The 6,439-nt window shown below is 52.6% G+C and carries 8 protein-coding genes; 6 read left to right on the plus strand and 2 right to left on the minus strand.

Going from position 1 to position 6,439, the window contains the following annotated elements; translation table 11 throughout:
• The 3 genes from ACWVCN_RS00255 to lpxC form a co-directional block, all read left to right on the plus strand.
• Positions 1 to 1,175 (plus strand): histidine kinase (locus ACWVCN_RS00255; protein WP_455243494.1); only part of this gene is annotated, 1,175 nt, incomplete at its 5' end.
• Positions 1,162 to 1,833: a response regulator gene (locus tag ACWVCN_RS00260; protein ID WP_455242738.1), complete on the plus strand. Its 672-nt coding sequence runs from the start codon at positions 1,162 to 1,164 to the stop codon at positions 1,831 to 1,833. The genes ACWVCN_RS00255 and ACWVCN_RS00260, both read left to right, overlap by 14 nt.
• Before the next feature lie 220 nt (positions 1,834 to 2,053).
• Positions 2,054 to 2,989 carry a UDP-3-O-acyl-N-acetylglucosamine deacetylase gene (lpxC, locus tag ACWVCN_RS00265; protein ID WP_455243495.1) on the plus strand — a complete coding sequence of 312 codons (936 nt, stop codon included), beginning with the start codon at positions 2,054 to 2,056 and terminating at the stop codon, positions 2,987 to 2,989.
• Positions 2,990 to 3,229: 240 nt separating this feature from the next.
• Here the strand turns inward: lpxC and ACWVCN_RS00270 are convergent, their stop codons facing one another.
• A complete protein-coding gene (locus tag ACWVCN_RS00270) occupies positions 3,230 to 3,736 on the minus strand; it encodes a winged helix-turn-helix domain-containing protein (RefSeq protein WP_455243496.1) in 507 nt (168 codons plus the stop codon).
• Between the two features lie 213 nt (positions 3,737 to 3,949).
• Between ACWVCN_RS00270 and ACWVCN_RS00275 the strand changes: the two genes are divergently transcribed.
• The 3 genes from ACWVCN_RS00275 (at position 3,950) to ACWVCN_RS00285 (ending at position 5,588) form a co-directional block, all read left to right on the plus strand.
• Positions 3,950 to 4,774, plus strand: a complete 825-nt coding sequence (locus ACWVCN_RS00275; RefSeq protein ID WP_455243497.1) for an inositol monophosphatase family protein — start codon at positions 3,950 to 3,952, stop codon at positions 4,772 to 4,774.
• 111 nt (positions 4,775 to 4,885) lie between these two features.
• Positions 4,886 to 5,170 (plus strand): hypothetical protein, encoded by a 285-nt coding sequence (locus ACWVCN_RS00280; protein WP_455243498.1) that lies wholly within the window; start codon positions 4,886 to 4,888, stop codon positions 5,168 to 5,170.
• 85 nt (positions 5,171 to 5,255) lie between these two features.
• Entirely contained in the window at positions 5,256 to 5,588 is a 333-nt protein-coding gene (locus tag ACWVCN_RS00285; protein ID WP_455243499.1) for an arsenosugar biosynthesis-associated peroxidase-like protein, read from the plus strand.
• Positions 5,589 to 5,606: 18 nt separating this feature from the next.
• Here the strand turns inward: ACWVCN_RS00285 and ACWVCN_RS00290 are convergent.
• Positions 5,607 to 6,439: hypothetical protein (locus ACWVCN_RS00290; protein ID WP_455243500.1), on the minus strand; the 833-nt coding region annotated here is incomplete at its 5' end.

Below are 6,439 nucleotides of genomic sequence, written 5' to 3' on the forward strand. Positions count from 1 at the left end.
GCGCCATCTTTTCTCTTTCCGTTTTGTCCGCAACGCAATCTGGAGATAACAGACTACGCAACGTCATGTCGATCACCCAGGCCAAACCAACGAGACGCATGCGCAGGAGCCGAGCCCCTGGGGCCACGCACGTGGCTATCATAGGCGCAGGTCGCGGCGGAACTGCGCTGATGGAAATATTCGCCAACGATCCGCTGGTACGAATCGTCGGTGTAGCCGAAGTGAATGCCCATGCGCCTGGCCTAGCCCTAGCGAAACGACTGAAAATCCCTGTCACGCGGGATTATCGACAGCTTCTTGATTTAGAACGCGTTGACCTCATCATCGATGTGTCCGGCAACGCGGAGGTTTGGCAAGTACTCCAAGATTTTCACCGTATGGGCGTGACGATCATCGGCGGGGCCAGCGCAAAATTCATGTGGGAATTGATCGAGGCCCGTATCAGAGCGACAGCGGAAATCGAAAAGACCCTGAATAAGTATCAATCCCTCTACCGGCTGTACGTAAAGGAAACGGGTGCCGCCGTGACGGAGGAGCGCACGCGAATCGCCTGCGAAATCCATGACGGCCTGGTGCAGAGCCTGGCCGGCGTGAACTTCAAACTTGAGTTATGCCAACAACTGCTCCGCAAGAATCCGAAAGCGAGTTTGGCAACGTTACGCGAGAGCAAAGAGCAGCTTAAGTTGGCTATTAAAGAAGCCCGGCAGGTTATCTTCAATCTTCGACCCCTTCAATACGACAAAATGGAGCTCATTCCCGGACTCACCAACTATCTGAAGTCGTATCAGACTCAATACCATATCAAGACTGAGTTTGAGGTGTTGGGCGATGAACAGATCCTCTTCCCTCGCACAAAGATCTTTCTCTTTCGTATCGTCCAGGAAGCACTCAGTAACGTCTTTCAGCATGCCAAGGCAGATCATGTTTCCGTACGATTAGAAATCGATCTTGACAGACTAACCGTGACCATTGCCGATAACGGCATCGGCTTCAACATGCAGCAAGTCTTAAAAGATCCGGAAAAGTGGGACCACTTCGGTATTCGCGGCATTCTCGAGCGCGCCAAGCTCGTAGGAGGCGAGGCACGAATCGATTCAAAGAAAGGGCATGGCACCACGATCGTGGTAGAAGTCCCGCTCGGCAAGAAGGAGATCTCTCAAGATGGAAAAGATTAAAGTCCTCATAGCAGATGATCACCGTGTGGTGCGCGAAGGGCTGGCCGCGATTCTTAAGACGAAGGACGATATCAACGTCGTCGGCGAGGCCCAAGATGGCATGGAGGCTGTCGAGAAAACTAGGACGCTGCTGCCCGATGTCGTCTTGATGGACGTCAGCATGCCGCGGATGGGCGGCGTGGAGGCGACGCGGCAGATCAAGCGGGAGTTTCCCCATATCGGGATCGTCGCATTGACCATGTATGAAGAACAGCAATATATCTTCGATCTAGTTCGAGCCGGAGCCACCGGGTATTTGCTCAAGGACTCTGAGTCGTCCCAAATCGTTGCAGCCATTCGGGCGATTTATCGTGGCGAGTCCCTGATTCATCCTTCCGTTGCCAGCAAAATCCTCGCGGAGTTCTCACTCATGGCCCAAAAAAAGGGGAAGAAACCGGCCTGGGTCGAGCATGACCTCACCGAGCGAGAGATTACGGTCCTGAGGCTGGTGGCCGACGGGAAAACCAACAAGGAAATCGCGAACAGCCTAGACCTCAGTGAAAAAACCGTGAAGAACCATGTCCGAAACATCTTCCACAAGCTACAAGTCTATGACCGCACGCAGGCCGCCATATTGGCCATCAGAAAGGGCCTCATCGAATTGGACCCAAGGCCATGAGCCTGCCAGTAAACGTCTTTCATAGTTTTTATGCTGTATGGACTATCTAAGCAGCCGTATCATTTGAAAAAGTCACAGATGTTACATTTCAGCCACAGATGGGCCCATCAGAACAAATCAATAATATCGTTTTAACATCAATTAGTTATGACAAATTCCCCGTTCATTATTACTTGGCACTGGAGTTGCTTGACCCATAGGTGATTTTGGAGGAAACACCGTGAGATTACAACAGACATTAGCAAACAGCGTCAGCTGCGCGGGAGTTGGCCTCCATTCAGGTCAACTTGTGACCCTGTCTCTTCGCCCGGCTCCTCCGGACACGGGAATTGTCTTCGTCAATCGTAATGGACACGCCGGAGCTTCTCTTGCGGCCTCTGTGGAACACTTGGTTGCTACAGAACTCTGTACCGCCATCAGCGGCCACGGGTTTCAGGTCAAGACAATTGAACATATTCTGGCGGCGTTGGCTGGATTAAACGTCGATAATGCCTACGTTGAAGTTGATGCTGGTGAAGCACCGGTAATGGACGGCAGTTCTGCGCCGTTCGTTCGGATGATTCGATCGGCCGGGATCATTCACCAGAATAGAAGCCAATCATTTCTCAAATTGACCAGACCGCTGGAAGTCGTCGATGGGTCGAAGCGTATCCGCATTGAACCCTCGGCCACTCCGCGGATCACCTATTCGATTCAGTACGATCATCCGTTGATTCAGACTCAAGCCTATTCGTACGAGTATTCCGCTGATGCGTTTGCATCGGAGATCGCCGAAGCCCGAACGTTCGGTTTCCTGCAAGAAGTTGAGGCACTCTGGGCCAGAGGACTGGGTCGTGGCGGGAATCTTGATAACACGGTTGTCCTTTCTCAAGATGGTGTGTTGAATGAATCTGGCCTTCGCTTCCCCAATGAGTTCGTTCGTCACAAGGTGTTAGACCTGATCGGCGATTTTTCGCTCCTTGGTCTTCCGTTTATCGGACACCTGATTGCCGATCGGTCTGGTCATGCCTTGCACACGCGTTTGGTAAAGCAGATCCTCGACCACCCGGAATGCTGGGTATTGCTCAATGCAGGTCATTCGACTTCACACAGCGAGCCGCTTCCTCTCGTCCCCACTCCACGACCGTCGGTTGGAGTTGCTCTCCAGGCTTCCTAAGGCCTATCCCTTCTCATTAAGAACTTCACGCTGAATGACTTGTGGTTCTCTATGACCTTTGGTTGTAGGGGGGACTAGGGCAGGGTTGGGCGTAGTCATCTTTATAGCATCGGGAGCGAGTGGCCTCGCCCCCGACGCCAGAAATAGAGGCGGGACTTACTTCTTTTTCTTCTTTGCTGCTTTCTTCGTCGCCAAGACTCTCACCCCCCTTCGCATTGTGCCGACTAGCTTAAATGGTCCTTATACGGCTTGAATCAATACTTCCTCGATAGCTTCGAATGTGTTCGGGCCGACTTTCCTAAACCGACGGTCGCGTTTCAGCGACGTGGCCACCGACGTAAGCGGCGTCTTCCCCTTGATCTGAAGCCCTCCCTCGAGGAGACGTTGCACGAGTTCTTTTGCGTGCATGGGGCGATTGGCTTCGCGCAGCATCTGATACGCCGCCTCCGGTACGCTCTTCCCTGCATACTTACTCCGCCCTAGAAGGATCTCGCGCGACTGGTCCGTTACATCGACAGGAATCGCACGCGACCCTTTTTCATCGCTCAGCAACTGAGTCGACAGACTAGCAAGCTTCGCCTTATCGGCTTCGACGCGGTACAGCGTTTCCGCCAACTCCAAATATTTTTTGATGGTTGCAATCTCGTCGTCCAGACGGCGACGTTTTTTTTCGAGTTCTTGCAATCGGTTCTTGTACGCATGAATGCGCTGTTCAAGGCCGACCAAAATATCGGTGAGTTCTTCCACAGGGAGGCCCCCAAAGAAGCATGCTTGCTTTATATCCTTGCTTGTGAAGCAAGTCAATAGTGAAATTCATAGTTATGCCTTGCATGTTTTTTATCGTTCTGAAATGAATTGTATATTGTCGATAGGTAGTAGGTATGGGGATTGGTAACCCTATACATTGGTGCACAAACAAGCGCCATGTCGCATGGGTGAGGCCGTGGTATAGTGCCGTCGATGCCTCAACTTCCCGATGACAACTGTTCAAGCGAACTACTCCTATCGGTGGCAACGAAGGCTGCACAGTCCGCCGGCAATCTCTTGCTGTACTATGCCAAGACCGGGTTTCGGATCGAGCATAAGAATCCCGTCAATTTGGTCACCGATGCCGATCATGCGGCCGAACAGTGCGTGATTGATCATATCCGTACGCAATTTCCGACCCATAGAATTCTTGCAGAGGAACGAGGGGCCGATCCTCACCCCCCATCACCGTATCAGTGGGTGATCGATCCACTCGACGGAACCACCAATTTTGCCCACGGATTTCCGACCTATGCCGTGTCCATTGGTGTTGAACGCAATGGTGTTGGCATTGTCGGCGTGGTTTACGATCCAACGAGAGATGAGCTTTTCACTGCGCGATCCGGTGGCGGGGCATGGCTCAATGGACAACCTATCCACGTTACATCCACGCAACAGCTCGATCACGCACTGCTTGTGACAGGATTCTCATATGACATCCGTGACACGCCGAACAATAATCTGAATCACTTCTGCCAATTTGCACTGAAGGCACAAGGGCTCCGCCGAACGGGAAGCGCGGCACTTGATTTGTGCTACGTAGCCGCAGGCCGTTTTGATGGCTTTTGGGAGGTCAAACTCAATCCGTGGGACATGGCAGCTGGTGTCGTCATACTTCGTGAAGCCGGCGGCAAGGTGACGGACTTCGCCGGGAAGACGCACTCCATTTATCAACCTGAACTGGTTGCCAGCAACGGCTATATTCATACAGCCATGCTCGCCGTGCTCAACGAAAACTCATCTCCCGCGTCTTCATAGTAACCCGCTCGGCCTCTTCTCCTTGGAGAGACCACTTGCAGCATATACAGACGCAAACTCGTTGGGGTATGATTTGTCCTACTTATTTAGGAGCCACAGGAGTAATGCAATATGGCTAGTACAACGCCTCCATCAGGACAGTCGAACGGCAACTCTTCCCAACCGGCAGGAGCCCAATCGACAACCTGGGACGTGGAATTACTCCGCGTCCTCGTCAGCCGTAAAGGTACACAGGTTGAAGCGCAGTGGGCCATTCACCCTCAACTGAAACAGGATTTGTTGCCTCACGAATGGCAGGAGGTCAACGACCTCATGGGGAAAGTCTCCGGCATTGTCGGCAATCGCTTTTCACAGATTCTGTCTCAAGCCGATCCAGAGCCACCCAGCAACGCGTAAAAGCTTGAGGCTGACAGTCAAGCTCGCCGAGGTCGATCTTGTCAGCCCATCGCCGGCGGGATTCATCCTCGCATAAGGAGTCACAATGGACACCTATTACCATCCGCACGACCTTGGAAAGTTTGCAGAGATGGGTAAAAGCAACAAGGATCTCTGGGACCGGTTCATGGGGTACTACAACGCGGTCTTTGCAGAGGGGGCCTTGAGCGAACGAGAGAAGGCCTTGATTGCCCTGGCAGTAGCTCATACGGTCCAGTGCCCGTACTGCATCGATGCCTACACGCAAGCGTCGCTTGAAAAAGGCTCCAATATCGAGGAGATGACAGAAGCCGTTCACGTAGCTTGCGCTATTCGCGGCGGCGCATCGCTTGTACACGGAGTGCAGATGCGAAACGTCGCTGAGAAACTCTCCATGTAGGAATGTGCTTGGGCTGGGCTACAGGTAAGGATTTTCAGGGATCGCCAGGGTGAAATACTTGCCGCGCTCTTCGTAGAGTACACGCCTCACGGTCAACTCGTTCAAGACAGAAGCCATCTCATCATCACCGCAATGGACTTCACCGGCAACCGCCGCGCAGATTTGCTCGGTACTCTTCGCCGCCTCGTTGCACAACTCGATCACCCGGGCACTTAATCCGTCGTAGCGTCTCCTCGAGGGAGCCTTTGGATTTCTTCCATCGTACACTGTCACATAACCCGGCGCTTTGGAATAATAGAGAAATGGCCGATCGTGAGATCGATGCAATTGCTGCCACCCTTCAATCATAGAGATCAATTCCTCGTGGACGTGCGGATCGACGGGCCAGTTCTCAAGTTCATACTCAAAATCGTACGCGATTCTTTTCAAGTCTACCTGGCGGGCATCATAGACATATTCGTATCCCAGGCCAGGTCCCGTGATTCGGACGCCATACTCGCGGGGTTTCGTGTAGTAGGGACTGAATCTCTCTAGCCAGAATTTACCTGTTGCCTCAGGCGGCTGGAGATGAAGCAATGAAGGAATCAGATCAATCTGGCGACGATAATCTTCGTTGCTCTCCCCAGGAAAACCCAGCAAGATGTTCCAGGACACCGCCACCCGATAGTAGAAGCTCCACTTGAGGCAGACGATGTTTTGCATCGGAGTCACACCCTTATCCATGGCGCGAAGCTGATTGAGGCTCAAGCTTTCCAGCCCCGGCTGCATGCATTTCACTCCGCCCACAGCCAATGTGCGGATCTGGTTTTTGTGAAGATTGCTCTTCGTTTCGATGAAGACGTCCAAATCAC

Source organism: Petrachloros mirabilis, from assembly GCF_975968855.1.

Bases quoted from the DNA above. Each gene is read 5' to 3' on its own strand.
- ACWVCN_RS00280 (WP_455243498.1), top strand. From the start codon at position 4,886: ATGGCTAGTACAACGCCTCCATCAGGACAGTCGAACGGCAACTCTTCC.
- ACWVCN_RS00275 (WP_455243497.1), top strand. From the start codon at position 3,950: ATGCCTCAACTTCCCGATGACAACTGTTCAAGCGAACTACTCCTATCG.
- ACWVCN_RS00285 (WP_455243499.1), top strand. From the start codon at position 5,256: ATGGACACCTATTACCATCCGCACGACCTTGGAAAGTTTGCAGAGATG.
- ACWVCN_RS00260 (WP_455242738.1), top strand. From the start codon at position 1,162: ATGGAAAAGATTAAAGTCCTCATAGCAGATGATCACCGTGTGGTGCGC.